The following is a 26,114-nucleotide window of genomic DNA, read 5'->3' as shown; positions in this document are numbered from 1 at the left end:
GCTTTATGGGTAAGCTGACAGGGTTCTTGTCTAACATATCACCCGAGATCCGCCAGTATTTGGTGGTCACAGGCAACTATTGGGCATTCACGCTCACCGATGGCGCATTACGTATGTTAGTGGTGCTCCATTTCCATGGATTAGGTTATAGCCCGCTGCAAATTGCCATACTATTCCTCTTCTATGAAATCTTTGGGGTGGTAACGAACTTAGTTGGCGGCTGGCTCGGGGCACGTTTAGGCTTAAATAAGACCATGAATGTGGGCCTATTTATGCAGATTGTCGCCCTTAGCATGCTGCTTGTGCCTAGCGGTATGCTGACGGTTGCTTGGGTGATGGCGGCGCAGGCCTTGTCGGGTATCGCTAAAGATCTCAATAAAATGAGCGCTAAAAGCAGTATCAAGTTGTTGGTGCCCAATGATGCTCAGGGTGAGCTGTATAAGTGGGTTGCCATGCTCACTGGCTCCAAAAATGCGCTAAAGGGTGCGGGGTTCTTCTTGGGCGGCGCCTTACTGACCCTGTTTGGATTCCAGCTGGCCGTGTTAGGCATGGCGATTAGCCTATTGCTGGTGTGGATTTTTAGTCTGTTAAGTTTGCAGCGCGATTTAGGTAAAGCCAAAAACAAACCTAAGTTCACGGAAATTTTCTCTAAGAGTCCGGCGGTAAACACGCTTTCTGCCGCACGCATGTTTTTGTTTGGTGCGCGGGATGTGTGGTTTGTGGTGGCCTTACCCGTTTATCTGGCCTCAGCCTTTGGTTGGGATCATTGGTATGTCGGCGGTTTTCTCGCACTCTGGGTGATAGGCTACGGCATAGTGCAAGGCTTCGCACCTCGCTTGACGGGGACAAAGTCGGCGGGCAAAAACAAGGTTCCCGATGGACGTAGCGCCTTAGGTTGGGCGGCGATATTGAGCATAGTGCCAGCAGGCATTGCGCTGGCGATAAGTTATGACTTTCATGCCGCGAATATACTGATTTGGGGATTGATGCTGTTTGGCGCCTTATTCGCACTCAACTCTTCATTACACAGCTATCTTATCGTCAGTTATGCCGACGAAGACGGTGTATCGTTAGATGTGGGTTTTTACTACATGGCGAATGCTATGGGACGCTTGATCGGGACTGTGTTGTCTGGCTGGGTGTATCAAGTGTATGGCATGGCGGCTTGTCTGTGGATATCGGCAGCATTTATTGCGCTTGCAGCGCTTATCTCAATCAAACTGCCTCGGCATAAAGCGATATCAGATGGTGCTTAATACTTACCTAAGTTATCCCTGAGTTGTTGCGGTTGTTTTTATTCAATGCCCACCAAAGTATGGTGGGTATTTTAATCACTCTGATGTTAACTGAAGTTTTTTGATTTTGAGCAAACAACTCTCTATACTCCGGCCTGTTTTATACACGTCATTATGTCGCTATTCCCAATAGCACAACTATTTTTAATGCAGTCAAATTTGAGTTGGCTCATATAAGTGAGGTTATTTTTCGGTGATGAGCATTAAGCCGCATTAGTTTAATCCTTCCTTCTTGGATCGTTAAGATCCGTCCTTAGTAGCTACCGACTCGGTAGTTGTTTTGCTGTACCCCATAATCCCAATTGCATTTCGTCACCTTGACGCATAAGTACCTTATTGGCTATGCGCTGACATTTGAGTCAAGTGTTGATATTAGCTATTGGAAGATATGATTAAATTTCAATCAGAGTGAGTGACATGATACAAACCATGAAAAAAGAGTGGTTCTCCAACATACGCGGAGATCTGTTAGCCGGTATTGTGGTTGCACTGGCGTTAGTCCCTGAGGCGATTGCCTTTTCTATTATTGCAGGCGTCGATCCTAAAGTCGGCCTGTATGCTTCATTCTGTATCGCAGTGGTCATCGCGTTTACAGGTGGCCGTCCTGGTATGATCTCTGCCGCAACGGGCGCTATGGCGTTGTTGATGGTGACCTTAGTGAAGGAACACGGCCTCGAGTATTTACTCGCGGCGACCCTATTAACGGGTGTGCTGCAAATTGCCGCGGGTTACTTAAAGCTAGGAAGCTTGATGCGTTTCGTCTCCCGCTCTGTGGTGACAGGCTTTGTGAATGCACTGGCGATTCTGATCTTTATGGCCCAGTTGCCCGAACTGACCAATGTGACTTGGCATGTCTATGCGATGACGATTGCAGGTCTTGGTATTATCTATTTATTCCCACTTATCCCTGTGATCGGTAAATCCGTACCTTCGCCTCTCGTGTGTATTGTCGGATTAACACTTTTTGCGGTTTATATGGGGTTAGATATTCGTACTGTCGGTGACATGGGGCAACTGCCTGATACTTTGCCTATTTTCCTCTGGCCTGAAGTGCCATTGACCCTTGAAACTCTGATGATCATCTTCCCATACTCGGCCGGCCTTGCCGTGGTGGGTTTGCTAGAATCTATGATGACCGCCACCATAGTCGATGACTTAACCGATACCCAAAGCGATAAGAATCGTGAGTGTAAGGGCCAAGGTATTGCCAATATCGGCGCGGGTTTAATGGGCGGTATGGCCGGTTGCGCTATGATTGGTCAGTCGATCATCAACGTTAAATCGGGTGGTCGCGGACGGTTATCGACCTTTTCAGCGGGGGTATTTCTACTCATATTGATTGTATTCCTCGGCGAATGGTTAAAGCTCATCCCTATGGCGGCACTGGTTGCCGTGATGATCATGGTGTCTATCGGTACTTTCTCTTGGGATTCAATTCGTAATCTTAAGCATCATCCAATATCAACCAATCTTGTGATGGTGGCGACCGTTGCTGTGGTGGTCGCTACCCATAACTTAGCTATGGGAGTATTTGTGGGGGTATTACTCGCGTCTCTGTTCTTTGCTAATAAAGTGGGCCGTTTTATGGTGGTTAAGAGTGTAACGGCTGCTGCCGACGCTGGTCGCCATTATCAAGTTATTGGGCAAGTCTTTTTTGCCTCGGCAGATAAGTTCAGTAATTCATTTGATTTTAGGGAAGTGGTTGATAAGGTGACTATCGACTTATCTCAAGCGCATTTCTGGGATATTACTGCGGTATCGGCCCTAGACAAGGTAGTGATTAAATTCCGTCGCGAGGGAACTGAAGTGGAGTTAATTGGCCTTAACCAAGCAAGTGCAACCATAGTCGATAAGTTTGGGGTGCATGATAAGCCTGAAGACGTTGAAAACATGATGTCTGGTCACTAAGCCCTTAGCAACACAGGAAAAGGAAAATAACGATGACAAATGTGATTGCCTGTATCGACGGTTCAAAAGTGACACTCGCTGTATGTGACGCCAGTAGCTGGGCCGCTCAGCAACTGGATGCCCCAGTAACCCTATTACATGTATTGGATAAGTCAGCCTATCCAATAGAGTCAAATCTGTCAGGAAATATTGGCCTAGGTACACGGGAGCACTTGCTCAATGAAATGGTTGAGCTTGAAGCGCGTCGAGGCAAACTCGCACTCGAGCAGGGTAAGTATATGTTGCAAGATGCGCAAACGCGCATCGTGGAGGCACAACCCGCAGTCGTGGTTGAAACCTTGCAGCGTCACGGCGATTTAGTCGAAACTCTGTTAGAGCAAGAATCCCATGCCAGACTGGTGGTGATGGGCCGTCAAGGGGAGCAGCATCAAGATCAGACGCAGGCCATTGGCAGCCATTTAGAAAATGTCATTCGCACGCTTAAGCAGCCTATTTTAGTGGTGATGGACGAGTTTACTGCACCGAAGCGATTTATGATCGCCTATGATGGCAGTGTGACCGCAAGAAAAGCCCTCGATCGAGTCGTAAGCAGTCCGCTACTTAAAGGGCTCGAATGTCATTTAGTGATGGTGTCTGATGATCAATCGCTGGCGACAGCTGAACTGGCGTTGGTGACCGAATCTCTGATTGCGGCGGATTTCAATGTGGTTACCGCCGTTTGTCAGGGAGAAGTGCAAACGGCCCTTGAGATCTATCAACTTGAGCATCAAATCGATCTTATGGTGATGGGCGCCTATGGTCATTCGCGTATTCGGGAGTTTTTTGTGGGTAGTAATACCACAAGGATGATCAGTAAAAGCCATATCCCCTTGTTATTACTTCGCTAGGTTAAATATGCATTTCAACTTATTTTGCTCAATTCTAATGACTTGGTTTTAGTTAGAACATCTGAGTCAGAAGCTTGAGGTAATCATTTAAGAAAAAACGGCGAGCATTTAGGCTCGCCGTTTGATATCACAGTCGAATGGTTCGTGTTAGTTAGCTTTAGGCTCGAAGCTAAAGGCTTGACCCGCAAGAGCGGCTTCAAACATTAAGCCGCCTTTTGCTGCGGTAAATACCGCCATACCGTTGATATAAGAGCCGCTTGCGGAGCGATTACCACCCGATTGACCTGCGCCTGCTGAGTTGCCTGTGGTTCCTGCTTGAGCGCTTGCTCCCATGTTGATGGCAACTGCCGACGCTTGGGCATCAAACTCGAAACTGCCGCTCGTGAAGGCTTCATAGGCTTTGGCATCTTTAAAGAAGATGATCTCGCTGTAGGCTTGTCCACCTAATTGAAAACCGATGGATAATTGAGTCAGACTCGAATCACCCATATAGGCACCGCCTTGGTAGACTCGGCCTTTGCCATAGGCTGCACCGATCCCAATTCCGCCTTTACCCACAGTTGGGAATAAAGCATAGCCATAGGCTGTGTCGAAAAATTTACTGGTTTCTTTCGCTTTTTGGAAATTGACTACAGCCTGATCGTAGCTTTCATCTGCATGTACAGTTGGGGCAGCAAATAGGCTCACAATAAGGCATGTTGATGCCGCAATGGCTGTTAAAAATGATTTCATGGTAACGCCTCTTCAAGTCTTTAGTTGTTCCAGACTAGCCTTTATCGACACAAATGACAGCCAAAAGTGACATATGTGTCAGCTTAGGTTCAGTGTTCGACTTAATGGTTGGAGTGATATTGGTGGTGATGATTGGAGTGCAGTTTCGCCAATTAGTTCTTAGGTGGCGAAGAACCTTGGTTTTTTTCTGCATCGTCCTGCTGAACTTGATGCAAAAATTCATACTCCTCTGGGGTGAGAATATTTTCAATGACGAGTGGGCGTTGCTCTAGCTGTGGTTCGGCCATGCGGCCTTTTAAGTAGGCAGAGCGGGTGATTTGCTTTAGCCCATACACCGCCAGCATATACATGCTCAGTAGTAAGGTCAGCCTTGGCAATGCGTGGGAAAGTAGCGATAGATTATCACCAAGATAGAAAGGCAAGATCACCACAAATACGCGGATTAACCAATTCAACAACATGGCCAAGGTCAAGCTTATCAGCCAACGAAACCGAATGGTGCCGAGCGCCTCTTGGGTTTGAGTGACATCTCTTTGATTGCGCTTATGTCGACGAAACAACATCCACAGCGCGATAAAGTAAAAACAGGTTTGTACAGATAACAGCGCTGGGAGTAGAGCGCCCCATTGGCTGATACTCATTTCTTTAAGCATCAGAGCTATGGGTTGCCACTCGTTGATGGGATGCGCAGTTAATCTTAGGGCAATATCTAAAATGGCGAAAACTAATGTTAATGCAGATGGCCAGTAATGCTTTGAAAAACCTAGCGGTTTATTGGTTGGCGCTAAACTGCGTTTGCAATAGAGATAGAGCAAAGGCATGAGCAAAAAATAGATAGGGTTAATCAGATTGAATAGGATATGAATGGGAATTGGACTGTTATCGCGGTTCAACATACCCGTGAGGAAGTATAGAGCAATAAGACTTAAGAAAGCGGCGAGGAGTTTTTGGTTAGCGTCTGGGTGATAGAAATAGCGAATATAAATAGCTAACGCGAGGCAATGTACGCCTCCAAATAATGACAACCACCAGTAAGCTTGAGTGAAAAAACTATGAAACTCGTTCATATGCGATACCTCGAGCCCTGTTATATCAGGGAAATCGGCTCGGTAAAAGTATCGCCGTTAGTTTTTCTGCTGGCTTGCTATGCGCCGATGACGATTTGAAGCCGCCTCTGGCACAACGCTGGGAACGGGAACGCGTTCTGCGAGTAAGTGTTTGATTGCACGAACGGGATGCGGTAATAACATCCGTGGACCAGAAAAGATCATGATCTCTTTGACGATTTGTTTCTGCGCGGGTTTGTAGCAATGTACTGGGCATTTATTACAGGTGGGTTTGTTTTGTCCGTAGGGGCAGCGATCTAGGCGTGTCGCGGCATAATCCAATAGCTCGATGCAATCTACACATAGACCTGTTGAGTCTTGGCCTTGGTGTTTCGCTTTGCAATAAATCGCCACCATAGCGGCAATGGTTTGGTGTTCGTACAGGAGTTTGCCCGTAAGCAGTGTGGCTGTGCCCATTGGAATACCTTAGCTTGTCACTCGGATATCCCATCATAGGCAGTGAAATTGGCGCTGACAAAACGAAAGCGCCAATTTATGAAGGTGCGCACAAAATAGGGCTTTAAACAATCCTTCATCCTCAATGTCGCACTTACAAGTCAACCTTAGATATGCATCACTTTGTCGGCAGCTAATGTCCAGCGGGTTAAATCTTGCAGCGTACCTATGTGCGCGCCTTCGATGATCATTTCCGCGGTAACGCCTCGCGCTTGAGCACAGGTCTTGCAAAGTAGAATCGGAACTTGCTGTGCCGAGAGAATTTCAAACATCTGCTGCAGGTTGTAGCTTAAGTCAGGTGTGGTTTGATTTTTGAGTGCGCCAAACACGGCATCTGACATGAGAAAAAGTTTAAGATCGACCGCTTGCTCGTCCTGATCCTTCAGGGCTAATGCGATGCGTAAGCTATTAAATAGCTTTTCTGTTCCGTAGGGACTGGCATGGGCCACGATAAGAATACTTTGCATCAGGTTTTCCTTATGTTTGTTATAAGCAGGTGGATGGGGGGATTAGGGAACTCGATTGTGCCAGTCTAGCGCAATTGGCTATAACTATTTGAGCGCAAGATCGTATAAAAAGGCATAAATACTTGATTTGCACCGACACAATGGACTTTAATAGCGGTTAATCTCTGCTCAATTTTTAGCTAGACTCGGTTGCCATGGACGCAGTCCTGATGGACGTTGGCAAACCCATTGACACGGCTTCTGATGAGAAGCGGCCATCAAAGGTGAACAAGAATGAAGATCTTAGTCGTATTTATACTGATTGCTGTCGGGGTGTTTTTATTCCTTCGCGCGCAGCGATTGGCGAAAGAAGAACAAGAGGCGATGAAACCCAAGTCGACCTCGGTAAAACCTGTAGTTCCCACCGAAGAGGCACCTATTTTCTCCGCTGCTGAGCCCGAGCGTGTAGAACCTGAGCCAGTTAAAAGGGTTGATGATACTGGCGTGGCTGAAGTAGAGCCCGTTATCGAAGTTGAAGCCGAATTAATGCCCCGTGAGACCGAAAGCCCTGCGAGCATTTCGGTGGCGCTAGACACAGATATCATCGAAGTCGATATTCCTGCTGCCCATAATGAAGAGACGGTGATCATTTTAGGCACCACGCCTGCAGATGAACAAGATGACGTTAAGACTGAAGCAGAGCCAGCATCGAACACACGTTCTGAGGTCGGTGCGCCAGGGGCTTGGGCGAATGTGACCTTAGTTCGGGCCTTTGAGGAGTATCAAGGAGCGACGTCAGCCAGTGCTCGCTATATCGCGCTGCAAAATATGATAGCTGAATGCTACAAACAGCGTAAATCGGCGGATTACCTCAACTATGGTGCTCAGTTAGCGGAAGAGTATATTGCACTGTTCCAAGCGGCTAGCGCCGAGCAAGGCAAAGATACTGAGCTTAAATCTTCCGGTTTCCTGCATTTAGCCACCTTGCTAAATGATACTCAAGCCTTCGATGCCGCCATTGTCATCTGTCGTAAAGCACTCGAGCTTGGGCTGAGCGATGGCACTGTCACTGGCTTTGAGGGCCGAATCAACCGGATTGAGAAAGCACAGACTAAAGCAACCACGGCTTGATATGTTGTAGGGAGCGCTTAGCGGGTAAACCCTTAGTCGAAAAGCGGTTATTTCCCTCGTCTAAGCAGTGTAGAATCCCTGCTAACTGAATGCGCAAAAGGCGAACTAAGGTTCGCTTTTTTTATGGGCTTAATAGGGGAAAAATGAAACTAAGCTATGCCTTACCGAATGTCTTATTCGGGCTTGGATTATTGCTACTCAGTGGCTGTACTAAAACCCCAGAATGGACCCTATTTTATTATCCCGATGTGAGTGCCATTCCGGTGACACCTTTGCAGGCCGAAGATATTAATGGTTACTACGATTCTCTAGAGCAATGCCAGAGCAAGGCTCATGGTATGCAACGTCTAAGTCGTTCTGGCGTGAGTGGTTTTGGCCTTGGATCTTATCAATGTGGGCACCTATGCGAGTTCGACGATAAATCGGTGCTGGTTTGCAAGACCATGAGCCAATAGGTGGACAAGATGAAGTTTAAACAGGATTTTTTTACTCAGCTGCCTGAGTTTTACTCGCAAGTATATCCACAAGGGATAACTAAGCCTGAATGGCTGGCATGGAGTAATGACGCCGCGCAATTGATTTGCTTGAGCCAACCCACCGATGAGCTGTTATTGGGCTTATCTGGCAATGCTGCCGTCGATGGCGCGACTTACTATGCCCAAGTGTATAGCGGCCACCAATTTGGCGGTTACACGCCGCGCTTAGGGGATGGACGCTCGATCATTTTAGGTGAAGCGATTGGTCCAAATGGCGCATGGGATGTCGCCCTTAAAGGCGGCGGTCCGACGCCTTATTCGCGCCGTGGTGATGGCCGCGCTGTGATGCGCTCCGCGGTGCGTGAGTTTTTAGTCTCTGAGGCGCTGCATCATTTACATGTGCCGACGACTCGCGCTTTGGCCGTGATTGGCTCTGACTTGCCCGTATGGCGTGAGAGCCAAGAAACTGCAGCCATTACCGTGCGTTTAGCCCGCAGCCACATTCGTTTCGGTCATTTCGAGTTTTTCTGCCACAGTGAGCGCGGCCGTGCCGATAAGCTGATTCAATTACTCAACTTCACTATTACTCAGCATTATCCCCATTTGAGTTGTGATGCCGCAGGCTATAAAGCGTGGTTTTTACAGGTAGTGCAAGATACCGCTAAGATGATTGCCCACTGGCAGGCGGTCGGTTTTGCCCATGGCGTGATGAACACAGACAATATGTCGATTCTGGGTGACAGTTTTGACTTCGGTCCCTTTGCGTTCCTCGATACATTCCAAGAAGACTTTATCTGTAATCATTCTGATCCCGAAGGTCGCTATGCCTTTGGTCAGCAGCCGGGAGTCGGTTTGTGGAACTTGCAACGTTTAGCGCAGGCGCTCACACCAGTGATCCCATCCGATGACTTAATTGCCATTCTTAATCAATACCAAGAGGCGCTAGTGCAGCCTTATTTGTGCTTGATGCGGGCAAAACTAGGTCTATCAGCAGTTGATGTTTCGTCGGTAGAGCAGGACAAACAGGATCTCGAACTTATAGGTCGATTTACTGTGCTGATGGAGAAAAATCAACTCGATTACACTCAGACTTGGCGTCAATTAGGCAAGTTAGATCCAACCAGCAAACACAGTGCGCTACGGGATGACTTTATTGATGTCAGCCAGTTTGATGCTTGGTATCAAGCTTATCAACAGCGATTGGGCGCAGTAGCGGATATCCCAACGTGGCAAACTGAGCGCAATAGTGTGAATCCCAAATATATTTTGCGTAACTATTTAGCCCAAGAGGCGATAATTGCGGTGGAAGAGGGTAATCTTGCGCCGCTGCATTTGCTGCAAAAAATCTTAACTCAGCCCTTTGCCGAACACGCAGAGCATGAAGACTTGGCCAAGCGTCCACCGGACTGGGGCCAAGGTTTGATCATGTCATGTAGTAGTTGATGGGATAACAAGCATGAAATTACTAAGCACACATTTAAAAGCCATGAGTTTAGATACCATTAGCTTAGATAGAAGTGCCTTAAGTTTAGCGGTCAGTGCGGATATCGATTTTGATCGTTTCGCCGACTTTGCCGAACCTTTAGCTGCGGCGCTCGATTGCACTGTGCGCGAGCGTCAGTGGGGCGCCGATAGGCACCAATGGTTATTAGAATTTGAAGGCAGCCAGTTATGGCTCAATTATGAGTTTTACGGCAACATTTGCTGGCTCTCGACCGAACGAGAAGCCGATTTTGAGGTGCTGGAATACTTAGCCACTTTGCTGCAACCTCACCTAAGAGTGAACTGAATATGAGTCAGAATATGACGCCACCAACCACGAGTCCTAGCGGCGCTGAGTTCCATTTTCAAGCCCTAACACCGGATTTGATCTTAGATGCGATTGAAAGTCTGGGCGTGTACCCGGAAACGGGCTTACTCGCGCTGAACAGTTACGAGAACCGCGTGTATCAGTTCCGTAGCGATGAAGGACTGCGCTATGTGGTGAAGTTCTATCGCCCAGACCGTTGGAGCGATGCGCAGATCCAAGAGGAACATGATTATGCGCTCGCACTCGCGGCAGAAGATATCCCGATTGCCGTACCTGTAATTATCGAAGGCCATACGTTACACAAGTACCAAGGTTATCGATTTACCCTGTTTCCTTCCTTAGGTGGTCGCGCCTTCGAAGTCGATAATTTAGAGCAGCTGGAATTAGTGGGGCGGTTCATCGGTCGGATACACCAGTACGCGGCACAAACGGTATTTGCTGAACGTGAACCACTGAATCCGCAGATTTTAGGCGCCGAGCCGCTCGCGTGGTTAAAGCAATCTAATCTGGTGCCTAATAGCCTACGCTTGCCGTTCTTTACCGTAGTAGAGCAGGTGCTGGCTAAGGCGAATGCGATTTGGGATCGCCAAGATTTTGCGGCCATTCGCTTACACGGCGATTTACACCCAGGCAATATTTTGTGGACGCCAGACGGTCCCGGATTCGTCGATTTAGACGATGCTCGCATGGGACCGGCGATTCAAGATTTATGGATGATGCTAACCGGGGATAGAGCGCAGCAAATGATGCAGCTTGAGATCTTACTCGAAGCCTATGAAGAATTTTGTGAGTTTGATACAAGGCAGTTAGCCTTGATTGAACCGCTGCGGGCGCTGCGTATGGTGCATTACAACGCGTGGATTGGCCGTCGCTGGGACGATCCGGCCTTCCCGATGAACTTCCCTTGGTTTGGGGATGAAAAGTATTGGGAACAGCAGATTTTGGCGTTCAAAGAGCAATTATTTGCCCTTAGCGAACCACCACTGAGCCTAGTGCCGTATTAGCATTGAGCAAAATATGATTTCACAGACGTATCTTGTGACATTAGATTGAACTCTTAAGCTTGAGTTACACTCAAAAAATGGAATATGTTAGTCTCCAGCCAATTTATCAAAATGATTTAAGGAATTTTCATGAAAAAAGTATTACTCATGGCCGCGGCTCTGTTACTGGCGCCACTGGCAGTATCGGCTGTGGAATACCAAGAAGGTGTGCATTACACAGTGATTAACGATGGCCCAGCAACTGCGAAGCCTGAAATTACTGAGTTTTTCTCTTTCTATTGTCCGCATTGTTTTACTTTCTCTAAAACCGTAGTGCCAAAAATTCTCGCCGATAAGCCAGAAGGCGTTGCGTTTAACCAAGCACACGTTGATTTTATCGGCAAAGAGATGGGGGTTGAAATGTCACGCGCATTTGCAGTCGCACATCAGTTAAACGTCGATGAGAAAATGGATGCGGCGTTATTCTCTGCTATTCATGAGAAGAAACAGCATTTTACTAATCGCGATGATGTTCGTGCCGTGTTTATTGCTAACGGTGTCGATGGTAAAACCTTCGATGCGGCCGCAGAGTCTTTCATGGTAAAGGCGCAAATGGCAAAGATGAAGCGTGATACTGAAAACGCTAAGCTGACGGGTGTACCTGCTCTGGTTGTTAACGGTAAGTACCGTGTTGAAACAGGGGCAATCAAATCCTACGACGAGCTGTTAGAAATTGCTTTCTACCTAGCAAAAAAATAGTTCGATAGGCGTTACCCGCACTGCTGTCATATGAGCGGATGATAATGCTGTATCGATTGCATGTTAAAGAGAGCCTAAGGGCTCTTTTTTATTGGGGGGTTGGCAACAACAAGGCAAATAAAGCTTTGATAGGGAGTTTAACGTACTGAGTTAGGCCTCTGTAGGCTAGTCGTTTGAACTTACTGAATAAAGACGAGGCAAAAAATGGGCAAAAAAAACCGTACTTCTTGTAAAAGAAAGTACGGACTTGAGCCAGAGGACTCATTTTTACCCTGAGTAACGCTAATAATTTAGCAGAGTGTCAAAAAATTGGCAAGTGACATTATTATGGCGTTCTTCTTTTTTACTCACAGGGTGACATATTCATAGTTTAACTAAATCAAACGATTAAGTATTTTTGGCGATAAAAGATGAAAAATACCACTCTAACGATGAAACTCAAGTGGCAAAGCTTCTGTCAAACAACTGTAATCAATAACAACAAGAATGCTTGTAGGTGGTCATATGAGAGTTTTTCCTGTCTACGCACCTAAGCTTATCGTTAAGCACGCGCGTATTTTTCTCACTGGTGTTATTTGGGTTAAAGATTTAGGACGATTGGAATTTGAGAAGGGACGGTTTTTACTGCCAAGAAAAAGCCTGCCAAAAGTGAAGCAGGCTATTTTAGAATTGAACGAACTGATCGAAGCGCAGCATCATCAAACTAATGCAGTTTAGATTTCGCTGTTTAACAAGCCAACAAGGCCAGTCACTTTTTCGTTCCAAGAAGTGAGTTCTTCTTGTAGTTGCTGGTTTTGCGCATTCAATTGTTGATTGTGCTCACTCAGCGTAGACGCTTTTTGCTTCTCTTCTTCAAGCTCCATTTTTAGAAGCTCGATAGTTTCGAGTGCAGCCTGGATTTTGGTTTCCAGTTTGGACAGTAATTCAAGGCTCATCTGGAGAGTCCTATGGTTTCTGGATGGGACTGTGATTCTAGCAGTGCCTAGAACTTAAGGAATAGCGATTCTTGCCGTTTGGTTAAAAAACACCCTATTACTGGGTTCTAAATTAAGTTTTTTTGCATTTGTTATTAACTCGTTAGTATTCTTGGTTTTATTTTTTATCGGAATGGTCCATGTCGCCTAGTCTGCTCGCCATACTCCCGTTACTGTTGACCTTAACCTTAGCCCTGTTTTTACGCCGCACGCTGGTGGCGTTAGGCGTTGGTATCGTCTCTGGCGCCCTATTGATCGCCCAATTTGACCCGCTGCAAACGGGGTTGTATTTGCTTGATATCGGTGTAAAACAATTTTATGCCCAAGGTGCTTGGCAAGCGTGGCATCTCAATGTGCTGTTCGCCATGTTACTGCTCGGTAGCATGACGCAATTGTTAGCACGTGGCGGTGCCGTGGGTCAGTTTGGCGATTGGCTGTATAGCCGTATTCGTACTGAGCGTCAGGCGCGTCTTGGGGTCGTATTTCTTGGTTGGTTAGTGTTTATCGATGGGATTTTCAGTTGTCTTGCTGTCGGCCATGTGTGTCAGCCGCTCAGCCAGCGTTATGGTATTCGCCATGAGCAGCTCGCCTATTTAGTTGATTCCAATGCTTCGCCTTTATGCGCGCTATTGCCTTTCTCCAGTTGGGGCCCCTATGTGATGGCGCTTATCGCGGGGATCAGCTTTTTGCCCGTGTCGCCGCTGGAAGCCTTTATTGAGGTGGCCTTATTTAACTTTTACGCCATCGTGACCTTAGGCTTGTCCGTACTCGTCGCTTGGTATGGCGTAGGTTTTCACTCTTTTGTTGCTGTTACTGCTGTGGAATCCTCCAATACGGTCGAGGTTAAGGGAAATCCTTGGCTGCTCGCAATCCCTATGCTGACTCTGCTGTCTGCTTCAGTGGGATTAACTTTGTGGTCTGGGGCTCAGCAGGTCTCTTCTTGGGATGTGTCACTCTGGCTTGCTAAGGCTGATATTGGCGCTTCTATGCGCGATGCTTGTTTGTTGGCAACCTTAGTCACTCTTGCCATGTTAGGCTTGTCTGGGCGACGTTTAACGGCATTAGTGGGGGATTTGAGCCACGGAGTTCGCATGATCGCCTTCGCCATTGCGATTTTACTCTGCACTTGGATGATTGGCGCTGTGATCCAAGATCTTGGCGTCGCTAAATTGTTGGCTGCTTGGGCTAAGGCTTATCTTTCTCCGCACCTGCTGGTAGCGGGAATGTTTTTACTCTGCGCGATAATTGCTTTTGCGACGGGTTCAAGCTGGGGAACATTTGCAATTATGATCCCTATTGGCGCAGAGATTGCCCATAGCTTGGATCCTCATTTGTTGTTACCTGTACTGAGCGCTGTGATGGCTGGGTCGGTTTTTGGCGACCACTGCTCGCCCATTTCAGATACCAGCGTGCTCAGTGCGACCAGTTCTGGTTGCGCTCCCCATGACCATGTGGTGACTCAGTTGCCCTTTGCTTTGATCGCGGCATGCGCAGCCTTAGTCGGATTTCAATTAGTCAATTTAGCCGTGGTGACACCGTTAGTGTGGCTGGCCGTGGTGAGCTGTAGCCTAGGATTATTTGCCTTGATGGCACGTTTTTATTCACCTTTGCCTAGATTCGTGGCGCAGACATAAAGCCAGTTTATCGCTAAAATGGCCGATTCGGTTCTTGCTGAGCCATTTATTTAAGTGCATCTGATTTAAGAGATTATCAATATGAGTATTACCCGTTTAGATGTAGGTACCCGTATGAGCAGTATAGTGATCCACCAAGGTACTGTGTATCTGTGTGGCCAAGTGGCGAAGGACAAGTATCAAGGCATCACCGAGCAAACTGTCACTATGCTTGAGGAGGTCGATACCTTGTTAGCGCAGGCGGGAAGTTCGCGTGAGCATTTACTGTCAGCGACTATTTATCTGAAAGATATGGGGGATTATGATGCGATGAATGCGGTATGGGATGCTTGGGTGCCTAAAGGCCATGCGCCAGCCCGCGCTTGTGTGCAAGCCGCTATTGCCGAGCCAGAATATTTGGTTGAAGTTTCTGTGATTGCGGCGGTTGCGGTTTAAGCGCTAAGCTATTTTTCGTACCGTTTAGAAGCCTGTTTCGATCCCTATTTCGAATCCTGTCACCGAGTGTCATGACTCGGTGAAGCTTTTCCGCAATACACCTCGTTAACTAAACCTGTATTGTTCAGCAGGTCCACTCTCTTCTAACAAAACCCTTTAGCTTAAACCTAATAAGTATTCCATTAAATGTGCAGGGACAAGCGGCGGATGATCCCCATATTGTTCTGAGAGTGCGCTGGCGATAGTCTCAATATCTTGTTGGGCTAAGCCTTGTTCGATAATGGCAAACGCCCAAGGAGCCTCGGTTTTGAGTTTGAGGAAATAAGGCGTTTCGACAAATTGTGCGAGTGAGTAAGCGGAGCCTCCTAAACCATGCCCCCAACCTTCGCTGACCTGAAAGGGTCTATCCAGGTGTGCCATATCAAATTCAATGAGATGGGGGTATTGGCCGTTATGCCCACCGATCCAGTGACCGATTTCAACCGATAAAATCATAGTTGCCATGTTATATCCTTTGCTAGGGTTGCTTGGCCGCAATGAGTACTCGGCTAAATTCAGCATTAGGCTCGAGGGGGGGGATGGCGGCGATATGGTCGAGTCTAAGGGATTGTTTAGTTTGTTGCAGTTGGATGATAAGCCACTCAGTTTTGTCGGCTCTTGTCTGCGTGGTGATAGCTTTACCTTGGCATTGGGTGCCATCAATAAGCTCAATGTTGAGTTGATAACCACGCAGACAGGCGAGTTCGAGATAGTCGTAGTGGGCGCAGGGGATCATTTTATAATCTGACATTGGATCATCTCATTGGGAGTTCGACCCTATTGTGGCAAAAATACTTGCCATTGGCATTATGTGTGACCCAATGCGGATTGTTTTATCCTGTCTCTGAGGCCGTGTGAAATGTTGAACCAAGCGTGTTAGCGAGTTTTTTATTTGCTTAGACCTTTAGATATGCGCGCCCCTCTTGACTTTATTCCTGTCGCTCCCTAGTCTGCTTGTTCAGTAATCAAGGTGGTATGCGATGGAAATAACTTACAATTTAAAACCTGCGTCCGAGCGCCGTACTGAGCAATTCAAGCCCGAGGGGAATGTGGGCTTTGGTAGCCTCAGAACCGATCATATGTTTTTGATGGATTATCATGATGGACAATGGTGCGATCCGCGCATCGTCCCTTATGGACCATTTGAAATGGCACCGGGTGCAATGGCGTTGCATTATGGCCAGTCGATCTTCGAAGGCGCTAAAGCCTTTATGCATGAAGACGGCGAGATTTATACTTTCCGTATTAATAAGAATGCCGAGCGGATGAATCGCTCCGCCGATATCGTCTGTATTCCCAATATCGATGAACAAATGCAGTTGGATGCGATCAATGCGTTGATCGATGTCGATCGCCTGTGGTTCCCGATGCAAGAAGGCGCGTGTCTGTATATTCGTCCTTTTATTTTTGCGACCGAAGACCGCCTCTCTGTGAGCCCAAGTTCGCGTTATACCTTCTGTGTCGTTTTAAGCCCAAGTGGCGCTTATTACGCGGCAGGCGTGAACAAAGGTATACGCTTGCTGATCAGCAAAACTTTCCATCGTGCAGTATCGGGTGGCACTGGCGCCTCAAAAGCCGCGGGTAACTATGCGGCTTCGTTGCGTGCGGGTAAAGCGGCGGCAGCCTTTGGTGCATCGCAAGTGCTATATCTCGATTCGACCAATCAACAGATTGAAGAAGCGGGCGCGATGAACCATTTCCACATCTTAAAAGATGGCACTGTGATTATTCCAACCTTCACAGATACTATTTTGAAGTCGATCACCTCGCAATCCATTATGGAATTGGGTGAGCTACTCGGTTGTGAAGTGCGCCAAGAGACTGTCATGCTTGATAAATTTATCGCTGATATTGAATCTGGTGAAATTATCGAGGCGGGTGGTTTTGGGACGGCGGCTGTGGTTTCTGCTGTGGGCTCATACATTTTTGAAGATGGCCATGTTGTCACTGTCGGTAATGGTGAAGTGGGCGAGCATGTTCAGCGCATCTATAAACTGTATACCGAAATCCAAAAGGGCCATATTAAAGGTCCTGAAGGCTGGGTTAAGCGTGTTGAACGTTTAGCAAAGTAAGGAATTTGTGGTGATGTTTAAAGGCTCCTAGGAGCCTTTTTTATTGGCTGTTTTTGTCGATAATGCATTAAATCAAAGTGGCTGTGGCTTAGATTGATTTTTGAGTAAGGTTAAACAATCTTCGGCATTTAAGGGTTTACTCAGTAAAAAACCTTGTACTTGATCGCAGCCTTGCATCGCCAAGAAGTTGAGCTGTTCTTGGGTCTCTACGCCTTCGGCGACGACATTCAGTTCTAAGCTGTGAGCGAGGGCAATAATGGCGCTGGTGATGGCGGCATCGTCGGGATCGTTGGTGATGTCTCTGACAAATTCTCGATCGATTTTGAGTGTGTCTATCGGGAAGCGTTTGAGATAGCTTAGGCTCGAATAACCCGTACCAAAATCATCCACGGCTATGGTCAATCCTAGGGCCTTGAGTTTAGATAAGATGCTGACCGATTCCTGCGGATTGCCCATGATCATTGATTCAGTAAGCTCAAGCTCAAGGGATTGAGCCGGGAGACCTGATACGGCTAAAGCAACTTCGATGGTGGAGATAATGTCCGCTTTCAGTTGGCGAGCCGATAGGTTGACGGCGATAGTGATCCCGTTAAATCCTAGGCTATTCCATTCGGCTAATTGCTGGCAGGCGTGGTTGATCACCCAATGGCCAATTTGAGTGATGATACCCGTTTCTTCCGCCAGTGGAATAAATTCCACAGGTGAAATAGGACCAAGTTCAGTGTGATACCAACGCAAAAGTGCTTCCAGTCCTGTGAGTGAACCATCTCGTAAACAGAATTTAGGTTGATAAACCAAGCTTAGTTCTTTGCGTTGGATAGCTTCCTTTAAACCACTTTCGAGTTGTACATGACGGGTGGCGATTTCATTCAACTTAGAGGTATAAAACTGAAAGTTATTTCGACCTGATGATTTTGCGTGGTACATGGCGGTATCGGCAAATTTAATCAGTGAGTCGGCATTGTCCGCATCGTTAGGGTATAAGCTGATACCTATTGAGGTCGAAATGGTCAGCGTTTTATCGTCCAATAGGAAGGGCGTTTGGAATGCTCTGAGTACTTTTTCTGAGATCAGGGTTGCGGCTTTTGTTTTCGCAACACCTTCTAAAATAATAGTAAATTCATCGCCACCTAAGCGTGCGACAGTATCGCCATCACGCACTGCATTTTGCAGTCGTCTTGCCACGGCTTTCAGTAACAAATCCCCGACATGATGCCCCATAGAGTCGTTGATATGTTTAAAGCGGTCGAGGTCTAAGAACAGCAAGGCAACGATATTATTCGCTCTGTGCGCTTGAGTAATCGCGTGATTGAGCCTGTCTTGAAATAAAGTTCGGTTCGGTAAGCCTGTTAATGTGTCAAAGCTGGCGAGGAAACGCAGATCTTCTTCGGCTTTTTTCCGCTCAGTGATGTCGGTAAATACTGCAACGAAGTGACTGGTTTCGCCTTTGATATCGATCACTTGGTTGATTTCAAGCCAGACTAAAATGGCCTGACGTTGTTTATTGCGGATCCAGAGTTCTCCGACCCAATGTTTGTGACGCAGTAGCTGTTGTTCAATTGTATTGAACAACTCTCGCTGTTGGCGACTAAAGGCTAAGTGAATGAAATGCCTGTCGGTTATTTGGCGTTCTGTGTACCCTGTAATGGCACAAAATGCTGGGTTGACCGAACGAATTCGATAGTTTAATCCTCCCACTACAACGGCTTCGTTCATACTGTTGAGCACTTGTGATGACAGTACCAACTCGTTTTCAATCAGTTTGCGCGAGGTAATGTTACGATTGGTCCCTGTCATGCGGATCGGATTATCTAGGCTATCTTTTTCCACCACTTTACCGCGGTCTAAAATCCATACCCAATTACCGGGGGAGCGTTCGACTCGGTACTCTGCTTCGAAGAAAGGCGAACGACCTTGAAGGTGTTCGTTAAGCTCAAATTTGAATCTTTCCCTATCCTCTGAGTGCATGCTCTCATGGGCTATATTGCTGCTATTCCAATGGGGGACTGAAGAATCCATATTGGTACGATAGACTCGATTTTCTGGTATGTTCCAGTCCCACATGCCATCGCCAGAGGCCCAAAGTGCAAGTTTGAGTCGCTCCTCTGAGGCGCGGATACTGGTTTCAAATTCGCGCTGTTGCTGGCGTTTTCTTTTACGCCAGATAATGATCCAAGCCAACAGCCATAGAGAGAGCAAGCTATAGAGGGCGTAGGCGAACTGAGTTCGATAGAAGGGCGCTTGTACATGAAGATCGACAGAAAGGGCGTAGTCACCTTGAGAGTTGTATTGCAGCCCATGGCGAACATGCAGTTGGTAGTGACCAGGATTAATATTGGTAAAGGTAATTTCATTACCTGTGGGGAGCTCATGCCACTCGTTATCAAATCCCTCAAGAAAATAGCTGAAGCGGTTTTTACCCGTATAGCTGAAATCCAATGAGGTCACCTCAAAACTGATCAGCTGATCGCTATAGTCCATTACTATGCTAGGTGGATGGCTCAAATCGAGAATAGTGTGCCCTTTACCCGCAATACTATAGCCAGTGAGTGCGACTTTAACATCGGGTCGTTGATCTGGAATTGACTTTGGATTGAAACGATTTATGCCATTAATACCACCAAACCAGAGATCGCCATCGCTGTCTTCAAGTTTTACGCCACCGTTAAACTCCAGTGCTTGTAGCCCTTCTTGCTCGTTAAATATGATGACACGATTGGTTTTAGGATTGAGCTTTCCTATCCCCGCATTACTACTAAACCAAATGTTGTGTTCTTGATCCTCGAGTAAGGCATAGATGGTATCACTTGGTAATCCCTGATTGCGGGTATAGTGGCTAAAACCTGCATCGGCCTCTTGGGACGGTAGCTTGCTGATCCCACCATGGGTGGCAAACCATACCTCGCCCGACTTTGTGACTAAAATATCGCGGACACGGTTGTTGATCAGGCTGTTTTTGTCTGAGGATTGATGGAAGTAGGATTTGCCTAAGCCTGTTTTCATATCCAGCTTAAGCAGGCCATCGAGAGTACCTATCCATAGCGTATCTTTGTGTGTTCTGAGGATTAAAAACTGGTTTTGTGCCGGATAGAAATTATCAATATGTGCCAATGAGATAAAAGTAAATTCATCGGTATCTATCGCCTTACGGTAGAGGGCATTGGTTGTTGCCACCCAGAGGCGACCTTGCTCATCAATATCTAAACTACGGATATAATTGGTTTCTGAGCCTTGATCAGTGCGTTCTGTCACCTTGAGTAACTGGAAGTGGCCATCTAGCGCCAGTCGACCTAGCCCATAGTTAGTGGCAAACCAAAGCACGCCATTTTTGTCTTGGTCTATATCTCGTAGGATAAGATTCAAGTTGCGTTGATGCATCCCTAAGGCGTTAGCAAAGAGCTCCGTGTAGTGTTCATATTTTCCATTGGCCAACATGCGTTTAAGCCCAGCACCTTCGGTGCCTATCCATAGCGCATTATCTTGGCTGCGGAACAAGGTGCGAATGTTGTTACTTTGTTGCGACAGGTTAGGGGTGGATTCGTAAATATGCTGAAAATACTGACGACGGGTATTAATTTTATCTAGACCAGAATAACTGGCACCTAACCATAAATTGCCAAAGGGATCTTGCAGTAAGCTCAGTATGTTATTTTCACTAATACTGTTGGTACGCTTAGGATCATACCTGTGGTAGGTCGCAGTAAATGCCTTATCGTTTCTCTCGAGTTGAATAAGACCGGCTTCTGGCCCAACAACCCAAAAGTCACCCTGCTCAGTTTGGATAAAATCTTTAATGTAAGGCACATTATCGTCTGTCTGCCAGAGTATTTCGCCCTGTTGTGAGGCCAAGTTGTAATGCCATAATTGCTCTCCCAGAGCTAAAGTGATCGCATTAGCGGAATGTGCCCTAATTTGATGTGCAGTGAGATTCTGCGGGACATTTAAGCGAGTGATAGTATTGGCACTGACAGCAAAGGTGCCGCTATCTTGTGTTCCTGCCAGCAGATAAGTGTCTTCAACATTGGCTAAGCTGGTGATGTGGGGTTGAACACTATTACCTAAGTTCACTTGGGTAATGCGTTTGGTTTTGGTCGATAGGGAAAATAGTCCTGCTTTAGTACCAATCCAGAGTGTATTGCCTACAACGCTGAGTTTGGTTGTGCGTGGATCGGTAAGCCCTTGTTCTTGGCCAAAGTGTTCAAAGGTCCCTGTGCTCAAATCGAGTCGATTTACCCCTTGGCTGAAAGTCGAAACCCAGATATTACCTTCTGAGTCTTGAATAATGTCAGAGACATAGCTCTCAGAAATACTCCTCGGATCATTGGGTGAATGGGGGAAAATATTGAAGCTGTGACCGTTATAAGCATGCAAACCATCTTGAGTGCCAATCCATAACATACCTGCATTGTCCATAAACAGGCTAGTAATCGTATTTTGGGTAAGGCCATCTTCACTGCGAATATGTTCAAATTTGAGCTGTGTAGAAGCCGCGCTCAATGGTTGAGCTAATCCATTGCACGAGATCCCCCACAAACTTAGGATAAAAAGCGTACTTAGCATTAGCTTGTGGATTAGTTGACTCAAATTTTCCCCTACCAAAAACGGACCCATCCTGATTAGGTTTCTATTTAGTTTAGTTCTTAGCCTAGACCTTACATGCCATTTTGCTGTAAAAATGCGACTTAAATTGCTGACTTGGTTTAAAAATAACCAAAATCGATGGGCACGATTCTGTAATAGATCATGCAATATATTAACTGTACCGTTTTACTGCCAATATTCTTTTTATGACGAGTTTGTAATCTGGCGTTTTTGCTAAAGGATCTTAGCATTGTTTCAGGTATGTCAACATATCATGCTAAGACAAATACGGGCGAAGCAGATTAAAATGATGGGCGAGAATAGAAAAAAGACCTTGCCGGAAGGGGGAGAAGCAAGGTCTTTGGTTGAACTGTTTACTTAGATAAAATTACGCAGCGGGCACCCGCACAAAACCTTCCATTAGTACCCGGGCGCTGCGGCTCATAATGGCTTTAACAACTGTCCATTCACCGTTGACCATTGACGCCTCAGCGCCAACGCGCAAGGTGCCTGATGGATGACCGAAACGTACCGCATCTATTTTATCCTTAGTGTCTCCGCCTGCGGCTAAGTTGACTAAAGTGCCGGGAATTGCCGCCGCCGTACCAATCGCAACGGCAGCCGTACCCATCATAGCGTGGTGCAGTTTGCCCATAGACAAGGCGCGTACCAGTAGGTCAATTTCATCTGCATTGACGGTTTTACCGCTCGATGACACATAGGCTTTAGGCTTAGCGACAAAGGCGATCTTAGGCGTATGTTGGCGTGCAACAGCTTCATCAATATGTGAAATCAAGCCCATACGCACGGCGCCATAGGCGCGAATGGTTTCAAATTTGGCCAGGGCGGCATTGTCACTATTAATATCATCTTGTAGCTCTGTGCCCGTGTAGCCTAAGTCTTCTGCGTTGATAAAAATGGTGGGAATGCCCGCGTTGATCATAGTAGCGTTAAAGCTGCCAATGCCAGGCACTTCTAGCACATCGACAACATTACCCGTAGGGAACATGCTACCACCGCCGCCATCTTCGTCCGCAGCTGGGTTCATAAATTCGATTTGCACTTCGGCGGCAGGAAAGGTCACACCATCGAGCTCAAAATCACCAGTTTCTTGCACTTCACCCTGGGTGATTGGCACATGGGCGATAATAGTTTTGCCTATATTGGCTTGCCAAATTCGGACTGTGCAGACGCCATTGTGTGGAATGCGGGCCGTATCAATTAGGCCATTGCTGATGGCAAAGGCACCGACAGCGGCGGTCAAGTTGCCACAGTTACCGCTCCAATCGACAAAAGGTTTATCGATCGCCACTTGGCCGAAGAGGTAATCGACATCGTGATCGGTTTGGGTGCTAGGGGAGAGGATTACAGTTTTGCTGGTGCTCGAGGTGGCTCCGCCCATGCCATCAATTTGTTTACCGTAAGCATCTGGGCTGCCTATCACTCGCAGCAGTAGGGCATCACGGGCGGGGCCGGCAACTTGTGCAGCTTTAGGTAAATCCTGCAGACGGAAAAACACGCCCTTGCTGGTGCCGCCGCGCATATAAGTCGCGGCGACTTTGATTTGTGGCGCGTGGATTGTTGAAGCATTCATTCATTAACTCCAAAAGGACTCCCAATGGAGTCCAAATGAGCGTCAGTAACTTAATGGTGAAGTCGCTGGCGCTCGGTTTCGCTAGCTGATATTTAAGAGTCGTCTCTAACCAGACACGGGCGTCGATTCAAATCTCGACTCAAGCCTGATTTGACTCAAGAAAGTCCTGAGCAAAACGCTGCAATACGCCGCCAGCCTCGTAGATAGACACTTCTTCGGCGGTATCGAGACGACACGTCACTGGCACTTCGATGCGCTCACCGTTTTTACGGGTGATAACGACAGTTAAGTCCGCTCTTGGCGCTGGCGTGCCTAGGACATCGAACACTTCTGTGCCGTCTATACCGTAGGTGGCGCGGTTGTCACCAGCTTTAAATTCCAGCGGCAACACGCCCATACCGACTAAGTTAGTGCGATGAATACGCTCGAAACCTTCGGCAACTATGGCCTCTACACCCGCTAAACGCACGCCTTTGGCTGCCCAGTCGCGGGACGAACCTTGGCCGTAATCTGCGCCCGCTATGATGATCAGCGGCTGCTTACGTTCCATATAGGTTTCAATCGCTTCCCACATACGGGTCACTTGACCTTCTGGCTCGATACGCGTCAGTGAACCTTGTTGCACTTTACCGTCAACGATTGCCATCTCGTTTTTAAGTTTAGGGTTGGCAAAGGTCGCACGTTGGGCGGTTAAGTGATCGCCCCTGTGGGTGGCGTAGGAGTTAAAGTCTTCCTCCGGCAAGCCCATTTTGTGCAGATATTCGCCCGCGGCGCTGTCCATCATAATGGCGTTAGAGGGCGATAAATGGTCTGTGGTGATGTTGTCACCCAGCACCGCCAGTGGTCGCATACCCTTGAGTGCGCGTTCACCCGCCAATGCGCCTTCCCAGTAAGGTGGGCGACGAATATAAGTAGATTGCGGACGCCAATCGTACAGCGGGCTGATTTTTTCGCCATAATCGACGGCTAAATCGAACATGGGCTCGTACACTTTACGGAACTGCTCAGGTTTAACACTTGTCGCAATCACGGCATCGATTTCTTCATCCGATGGCCAAATGTCGATAAGTTTTACTGGCTTACCGTCTTTATCTAGTCCCAGCACATCCTTTTCGATATCGAAACGTATGGTGCCTGCAATCGCGTAGGCGACGACCAATGGCGGCGATGCTAAGAAAGCTTGTTTAGCATAGGGATGAATACGGCCATCGAAGTTACGGTTACCCGATAATACAGCGGTGGCGTACAAGTCGCGGTCGATCACTTCTTTTTGAATCACAGGATCCAGCGCGCCGCTCATACCGTTACACGTCGTACAGGCAAACCCAACAATCCCAAAACCGAGTTGTTCAAGTTCAGGCAATAGCTTGGCTTCTTCCAAATACAACTGCACCGCTTTTGAGCCGGGGGCGAGTGAGGTTTTGACCCAAGGTTTGCGGCTTAAGCCTTTAGCGTTGGCGTTGCGGGCAATGAGACCTGCGGCAATCACGTTGCGTGGGTTACTGGTATTAGTGCAGCTGGTAATCGCCGCAATAATCACAGCACCATCGGGCATTAAGCCTGGCTCGTTTTCGACTACGCCGCTAATTCCGCGCTCAGCCAATTCTGATGTTGGCACCCGCGCATGTGGGTTTGATGGCCCTGCAATGGTGCGCACCACCGAAGATAAATCAAAATGCAGTACGCGTGGATAGTGTACTTCGGTCAAGCTGTCGGCCCACAAACCTGCGGTTTTGGCATAGGTTTCAACCAGCTTAACTTGCTCGGCTTCGCGGCCAGTTAAGGTCAAATAATCTAAGGTTTGCTGGTCGATGTAGAACATGGCCGCAGTAGCGCCAAATTCAGGTGTCATGTTCGAAATCGTGGCGCGATCGCCTAATGTCAGTGCCGCTGCGCCTTCACCGAAGAACTCTAAGTAAGAGGAGACGACTTTTTGTGCGCGTAAAAATTCGGTCAAGGCCAATACGATATCGGTAGCCGTAATGCCGGGCTGTGGTCTGCCCGTGAGCTCTACACCGATAATGTCCGGTAGACGCATATAGGATGCGCGCCCTAGCATCACGCTTTCGGCTTCTAAGCCGCCGACACCTATGGCGATAACGCCGAGCGCATCAACGTGCGGCGTGTGGCTGTCGGTGCCAACTAAGGTATCTGGGAAGGCCACGCCATTGCGTGAATGCACCACAGGGGACATACGCTCTAAGTTAATTTGATGCATGATGCCGTTACCCTGAGGGATAACATCAATGTTTTTAAAGGCTTTTTGCGTCCAATCAATAAAGTGGAATCTGTCTTCGTTGCGTCTGTCTTCGATGGCGCGGTTTTTGGCAAAGGCGTCTTTATCAAAACCACCAAATTCGACAGCGAGTGAGTGATCCACAATCAGCTGGGTTGGCACAACTGGGTTCACTTTGGCGGGATCGCCACCTTTAGCGGCAATAGCGTCACGCAGACCTGCAAGGTCAACTAAAGCGGTTTGCCCCAAAATATCATGGCACACCACGCGGGCAGGAAACCAAGGGAAATCCAGTTCTTGCTTAGATTCGATAATCTGTTTTAGCGAGTCGGTCAAAACGGCCGGATCGCAGCGACGGACTAAGTTTTCAGCTAAAACGCGCGAGGTGTAAGGCAGCTTGGCATACGAGCCAGCTTGAATGGCTTCTACGGCTTCGCGGGTATCGAAGTAATCGAGTTGAGTGCCGGGTAAGGGCTTGCGATATTGGGTATTCATAGCAGTGCTCATAACATCATCCATTTCGGAAAATGAAGTTGGCGCAAGACTTACATTGAGTGAAA

23 protein-coding genes are annotated in these 26,114 nt (G+C 47.5%); 13 read left to right on the top strand and 10 right to left on the bottom strand.

What is annotated here, in order from left to right; all coding sequences use genetic code 11:
• Positions 1 to 5: 5 nt before the first annotated feature.
• From arsJ to HQQ92_RS20505, 3 genes are all read left to right on the top strand, one after another.
• Positions 6 to 1,256 (top strand): organoarsenical effux MFS transporter ArsJ, encoded by a 1,251-nt coding sequence (gene arsJ / locus HQQ92_RS20515; RefSeq protein ID WP_173248051.1) that lies wholly within the window; start codon positions 6 to 8, stop codon positions 1,254 to 1,256.
• A 456-nt stretch (positions 1,257 to 1,712) separates the two neighbouring features.
• Entirely contained in the window at positions 1,713 to 3,203 is a 1,491-nt protein-coding gene (locus tag HQQ92_RS20510) for a SulP family inorganic anion transporter (RefSeq protein WP_173248049.1), read from the top strand.
• 32 nt (positions 3,204 to 3,235) lie between these two features.
• On the top strand, positions 3,236 to 4,090 hold the full coding sequence (locus tag HQQ92_RS20505) for a universal stress protein (protein WP_173248047.1): 855 nt from the start codon (positions 3,236 to 3,238) through the stop codon (positions 4,088 to 4,090).
• 147 nt (positions 4,091 to 4,237) lie between these two features.
• On the opposite strand, the gene HQQ92_RS20500 is transcribed toward HQQ92_RS20505, so the two are convergent.
• From HQQ92_RS20500 to HQQ92_RS20485, 4 genes are all read right to left on the bottom strand, one after another.
• The gene (locus tag HQQ92_RS20500; RefSeq protein ID WP_105250489.1) at positions 4,238 to 4,822 is read right to left on the bottom strand and encodes a YSC84-related protein; all 585 of its coding nucleotides are present in this window, start codon (positions 4,820 to 4,822) and stop codon (positions 4,238 to 4,240) included.
• Between the two features lie 152 nt (positions 4,823 to 4,974).
• Entirely contained in the window at positions 4,975 to 5,889 is a 915-nt protein-coding gene (locus HQQ92_RS20495) for a hypothetical protein (protein ID WP_173248045.1), read from the bottom strand.
• Positions 5,890 to 5,946: 57 nt separating this feature from the next.
• Positions 5,947 to 6,345, bottom strand: coding sequence for a nitrous oxide-stimulated promoter family protein (locus HQQ92_RS20490; protein ID WP_173248043.1), 399 nt, complete (start codon positions 6,343 to 6,345; stop codon positions 5,947 to 5,949).
• Positions 6,346 to 6,491: 146 nt separating this feature from the next.
• The gene (locus HQQ92_RS20485) at positions 6,492 to 6,851 is read right to left on the bottom strand and encodes a DsrE/DsrF/TusD sulfur relay family protein (RefSeq protein ID WP_006083495.1); all 360 of its coding nucleotides are present in this window, start codon (positions 6,849 to 6,851) and stop codon (positions 6,492 to 6,494) included.
• A 273-nt stretch (positions 6,852 to 7,124) separates the two neighbouring features.
• Between HQQ92_RS20485 and HQQ92_RS20480 the strand changes: the two genes are divergently transcribed.
• The 7 genes from HQQ92_RS20480 to HQQ92_RS20450 all read left to right on the top strand — a co-directional run bounded on the left by HQQ92_RS20480 (position 7,125) and on the right by HQQ92_RS20450 (position 12,706).
• Positions 7,125 to 7,961, top strand: coding sequence for a hypothetical protein (locus HQQ92_RS20480; RefSeq protein ID WP_173248041.1), 837 nt, complete (start codon positions 7,125 to 7,127; stop codon positions 7,959 to 7,961).
• A gap of 143 nt (positions 7,962 to 8,104) precedes the next feature.
• The gene (locus tag HQQ92_RS20475) at positions 8,105 to 8,416 is read left to right on the top strand and encodes a hypothetical protein (protein ID WP_105250486.1); all 312 of its coding nucleotides are present in this window, start codon (positions 8,105 to 8,107) and stop codon (positions 8,414 to 8,416) included.
• Between the two features lie 9 nt (positions 8,417 to 8,425).
• Positions 8,426 to 9,880, top strand: a complete 1,455-nt coding sequence (locus HQQ92_RS20470; protein ID WP_173248039.1) for a YdiU family protein — start codon at positions 8,426 to 8,428, stop codon at positions 9,878 to 9,880.
• A gap of 13 nt (positions 9,881 to 9,893) precedes the next feature.
• Entirely contained in the window at positions 9,894 to 10,226 is a 333-nt protein-coding gene (locus tag HQQ92_RS20465) for a DUF3630 family protein (protein ID WP_173248037.1), read from the top strand.
• Between the two features lie 2 nt (positions 10,227 to 10,228).
• Positions 10,229 to 11,251, top strand: a complete 1,023-nt coding sequence (locus HQQ92_RS20460) for a serine/threonine protein kinase (protein ID WP_173248035.1) — start codon at positions 10,229 to 10,231, stop codon at positions 11,249 to 11,251.
• A gap of 129 nt (positions 11,252 to 11,380) precedes the next feature.
• Entirely contained in the window at positions 11,381 to 11,989 is a 609-nt protein-coding gene (locus tag HQQ92_RS20455) for a thiol:disulfide interchange protein DsbA/DsbL (RefSeq protein ID WP_173248033.1), read from the top strand.
• A gap of 504 nt (positions 11,990 to 12,493) precedes the next feature.
• Entirely contained in the window at positions 12,494 to 12,706 is a 213-nt protein-coding gene (locus HQQ92_RS20450; RefSeq protein WP_006083486.1) for a DUF1107 domain-containing protein, read from the top strand.
• Here HQQ92_RS20450 and HQQ92_RS20445 read toward each other — a convergent pair.
• Positions 12,703 to 12,924 carry a cell division protein ZapB gene (locus HQQ92_RS20445; protein WP_006083484.1) on the bottom strand — a complete coding sequence of 74 codons (222 nt, stop codon included), beginning with the start codon at positions 12,922 to 12,924 and terminating at the stop codon, positions 12,703 to 12,705. The genes HQQ92_RS20450 and HQQ92_RS20445 overlap by 4 nt on opposite strands.
• Positions 12,925 to 13,103: 179 nt before the next feature.
• Between HQQ92_RS20445 and HQQ92_RS20440 the strand changes: the two genes are divergently transcribed.
• Both HQQ92_RS20440 and HQQ92_RS20435 read left to right on the top strand, forming a co-directional pair.
• Entirely contained in the window at positions 13,104 to 14,597 is a 1,494-nt protein-coding gene (locus HQQ92_RS20440; protein WP_173248031.1) for a Na+/H+ antiporter NhaC family protein, read from the top strand.
• 81 nt (positions 14,598 to 14,678) lie between these two features.
• Positions 14,679 to 15,032, top strand: a complete 354-nt coding sequence (locus tag HQQ92_RS20435) for a RidA family protein (protein ID WP_173248029.1) — start codon at positions 14,679 to 14,681, stop codon at positions 15,030 to 15,032.
• Between the two features lie 156 nt (positions 15,033 to 15,188).
• On the opposite strand, the gene HQQ92_RS20430 is transcribed toward HQQ92_RS20435, so the two are convergent.
• Positions 15,189 to 15,536 carry a hypothetical protein gene (locus tag HQQ92_RS20430; RefSeq protein WP_173248027.1) on the bottom strand — a complete coding sequence of 116 codons (348 nt, stop codon included), beginning with the start codon at positions 15,534 to 15,536 and terminating at the stop codon, positions 15,189 to 15,191.
• A 13-nt stretch (positions 15,537 to 15,549) separates the two neighbouring features.
• Entirely contained in the window at positions 15,550 to 15,822 is a 273-nt protein-coding gene (locus HQQ92_RS20425) for a Rho-binding antiterminator (RefSeq protein WP_173248025.1), read from the bottom strand.
• 229 nt (positions 15,823 to 16,051) lie between these two features.
• On the opposite strand from HQQ92_RS20425, the gene HQQ92_RS20420 reads away from it, so the two are divergent.
• Positions 16,052 to 17,143: a branched-chain amino acid aminotransferase gene (locus tag HQQ92_RS20420; protein WP_173248023.1), complete on the top strand. Its 1,092-nt coding sequence runs from the start codon at positions 16,052 to 16,054 to the stop codon at positions 17,141 to 17,143.
• Positions 17,144 to 17,215: 72 nt separating this feature from the next.
• On the opposite strand, the gene HQQ92_RS20415 is transcribed toward HQQ92_RS20420, so the two are convergent.
• The 3 genes from HQQ92_RS20415 to acnD form a co-directional block, all read right to left on the bottom strand.
• Positions 17,216 to 21,742 carry an EAL domain-containing protein gene (locus tag HQQ92_RS20415; RefSeq protein WP_173248743.1) on the bottom strand — a complete coding sequence of 1,509 codons (4,527 nt, stop codon included), beginning with the start codon at positions 21,740 to 21,742 and terminating at the stop codon, positions 17,216 to 17,218.
• Between the two features lie 370 nt (positions 21,743 to 22,112).
• Positions 22,113 to 23,318 (bottom strand): 2-methylaconitate cis-trans isomerase PrpF, encoded by a 1,206-nt coding sequence (prpF, locus tag HQQ92_RS20410; RefSeq protein ID WP_173248021.1) that lies wholly within the window; start codon positions 23,316 to 23,318, stop codon positions 22,113 to 22,115.
• Between the two features lie 139 nt (positions 23,319 to 23,457).
• A complete protein-coding gene (acnD, locus tag HQQ92_RS20405; protein ID WP_173248019.1) occupies positions 23,458 to 26,061 on the bottom strand; it encodes a Fe/S-dependent 2-methylisocitrate dehydratase AcnD in 2,604 nt (867 codons plus the stop codon).
• Positions 26,062 to 26,114 lie beyond the last annotated feature (53 nt).

The organism is Shewanella sp. DC2-4 (assembly GCF_013248875.1).
Taxonomy (GTDB): domain Bacteria; phylum Pseudomonadota; class Gammaproteobacteria; order Enterobacterales; family Shewanellaceae; genus Shewanella; species Shewanella oncorhynchi.
This window is presented reverse-complemented; position numbering and strand designations above follow the sequence as displayed.

What these genes read in the sequence shown, in the direction of transcription:
- HQQ92_RS20480 (WP_173248041.1), top strand. Translation starts at nt 7,125, where the DNA reads ATGAAGATCTTAGTCGTATTTATACTGATTGCTGTCGGGGTGTTTTTA.
- HQQ92_RS20440 (WP_173248031.1), top strand. Translation starts at nt 13,104, where the DNA reads ATGTCGCCTAGTCTGCTCGCCATACTCCCGTTACTGTTGACCTTAACC.
- HQQ92_RS20495 (WP_173248045.1), bottom strand. Translation starts at nt 5,889, where the DNA reads ATGAACGAGTTTCATAGTTTTTTCACTCAAGCTTACTGGTGGTTGTCA.
- HQQ92_RS20420 (WP_173248023.1), top strand. Translation starts at nt 16,052, where the DNA reads ATGGAAATAACTTACAATTTAAAACCTGCGTCCGAGCGCCGTACTGAG.
- prpF (WP_173248021.1), bottom strand. Translation starts at nt 23,318, where the DNA reads ATGAATGCTTCAACAATCCACGCGCCACAAATCAAAGTCGCCGCGACT.
- HQQ92_RS20500 (WP_105250489.1), bottom strand. Translation starts at nt 4,822, where the DNA reads ATGAAATCATTTTTAACAGCCATTGCGGCATCAACATGCCTTATTGTG.
- acnD (WP_173248019.1), bottom strand. Translation starts at nt 26,061, where the DNA reads ATGAGCACTGCTATGAATACCCAATATCGCAAGCCCTTACCCGGCACT.
- HQQ92_RS20505 (WP_173248047.1), top strand. Translation starts at nt 3,236, where the DNA reads ATGACAAATGTGATTGCCTGTATCGACGGTTCAAAAGTGACACTCGCT.
- HQQ92_RS20485 (WP_006083495.1), bottom strand. Translation starts at nt 6,851, where the DNA reads ATGCAAAGTATTCTTATCGTGGCCCATGCCAGTCCCTACGGAACAGAA.
- HQQ92_RS20510 (WP_173248049.1), top strand. Translation starts at nt 1,713, where the DNA reads ATGATACAAACCATGAAAAAAGAGTGGTTCTCCAACATACGCGGAGAT.
- HQQ92_RS20475 (WP_105250486.1), top strand. Translation starts at nt 8,105, where the DNA reads ATGAAACTAAGCTATGCCTTACCGAATGTCTTATTCGGGCTTGGATTA.
- HQQ92_RS20435 (WP_173248029.1), top strand. Translation starts at nt 14,679, where the DNA reads ATGAGTATTACCCGTTTAGATGTAGGTACCCGTATGAGCAGTATAGTG.
- HQQ92_RS20425 (WP_173248025.1), bottom strand. Translation starts at nt 15,822, where the DNA reads ATGTCAGATTATAAAATGATCCCCTGCGCCCACTACGACTATCTCGAA.
- HQQ92_RS20490 (WP_173248043.1), bottom strand. Translation starts at nt 6,345, where the DNA reads ATGGGCACAGCCACACTGCTTACGGGCAAACTCCTGTACGAACACCAA.
- HQQ92_RS20465 (WP_173248037.1), top strand. Translation starts at nt 9,894, where the DNA reads ATGAAATTACTAAGCACACATTTAAAAGCCATGAGTTTAGATACCATT.
- HQQ92_RS20445 (WP_006083484.1), bottom strand. Translation starts at nt 12,924, where the DNA reads ATGAGCCTTGAATTACTGTCCAAACTGGAAACCAAAATCCAGGCTGCA.
- HQQ92_RS20460 (WP_173248035.1), top strand. Translation starts at nt 10,229, where the DNA reads ATGAGTCAGAATATGACGCCACCAACCACGAGTCCTAGCGGCGCTGAG.
- HQQ92_RS20470 (WP_173248039.1), top strand. Translation starts at nt 8,426, where the DNA reads ATGAAGTTTAAACAGGATTTTTTTACTCAGCTGCCTGAGTTTTACTCG.
- HQQ92_RS20450 (WP_006083486.1), top strand. Translation starts at nt 12,494, where the DNA reads ATGAGAGTTTTTCCTGTCTACGCACCTAAGCTTATCGTTAAGCACGCG.
- arsJ (WP_173248051.1), top strand. Translation starts at nt 6, where the DNA reads ATGGGTAAGCTGACAGGGTTCTTGTCTAACATATCACCCGAGATCCGC.
- HQQ92_RS20455 (WP_173248033.1), top strand. Translation starts at nt 11,381, where the DNA reads ATGAAAAAAGTATTACTCATGGCCGCGGCTCTGTTACTGGCGCCACTG.
- HQQ92_RS20430 (WP_173248027.1), bottom strand. Translation starts at nt 15,536, where the DNA reads ATGGCAACTATGATTTTATCGGTTGAAATCGGTCACTGGATCGGTGGG.